The 908-nt window shown below is 66.1% G+C and carries 1 protein-coding gene; it reads right to left on the reverse strand.

Annotation, left to right across the window (positions count from 1 at the left end):
- Positions 1–10 precede the first annotated feature (10 nt).
- Positions 11–837, reverse strand: a protein-coding gene (locus ACFPIH_RS56325; protein ID WP_381188156.1) for an IS5 family transposase whose coding sequence is annotated in 2 segments (ribosomal slippage) — positions 11–477 and positions 477–837 — 828 coding nt in all. Because the reading frame shifts where the segments join, the coding sequence is not laid out codon by codon here.
- Positions 838–908 lie beyond the last annotated feature (71 nt).

Raw genomic sequence — 908 nt, forward strand, 5'->3', positions numbered from 1 at the left:
CTTAGAACTCCTAACAAAGTGCCAAGTTTTTCAGTCGTCGCCAGCAGATGATGCTGCAGGCCAGACTGAGGAACGCTTCGTGGATGTCGTCGCGGATCTCCCAGCGGATGCGTAACCGGCGGAACCAGTGCAGCAGCGCGAAACTCTGCTCGACGACCCACCGGTGGACGCCCAGTCCTGAGCCGTGTTCGGTGCCGCGGCGGGCGATGACGGGGGTGATCCCGACCGCCCGGACCTGCTTGCGGTACTTGTCGTGGTCGTAGCCCCGGTCGGCATAGAGCGTGTCCGGCCGTCGGCGGGGCCGTCCGCGTCGGCCGCGCACCGGCGGAACGGCTTCGATCAGCGGGATGAGCTGGGTTACGTCGTTGCGGTTGCCGCCGGTCAGTGATGCCGCGAGCGGGATGCCGTGCGCTTCGGTGATCAGATGGTGCTTGGAGCCTGTTCGGGCACGGTCGACCGGGCTCGGTCCGGTTTTGGGCCGCCCTTCATGGCCCGGACATGGGAGCCGTCGATCACCGCCCTGGACCAGTCCAGCGCGCCGGCGGCGTGCAGTTCGGCCAGCAGTGATTCATGCAGACGCTGCCAGACGCCCGCGTCGTTCCAGTCCCGCAGGCGCCGCCAGCAGGTCATGCCGGAACCGAAGCCCAGCTCCTGGGGCAGGAACTCCCACGGAATGCCGGTGTAGAGCACGAACAGGATGCCCGACAGGACCTTGCGGTCGTCCAGACGCCTGCGACCCTGGTGATCGGCCCGGCGCGGCACGACCGGAAGCAACGGCTCGATCCGCGCCCACAGCTCATCGGACACGATCCACGGCAACTGCTCACCCCTCCTCATGCGCAAGCCAACAACCCGTCAGGCTCGCACATTCCAAGGGGATAAGCGCCATTTAGTTAGGAGTTCTTAGT

It is taken from the genome of Streptomyces vulcanius (assembly GCF_042653945.1).
GTDB classification, from domain to species: Bacteria; Actinomycetota; Actinomycetes; order Streptomycetales; family Streptomycetaceae; genus Streptomyces; species Streptomyces mangrovi.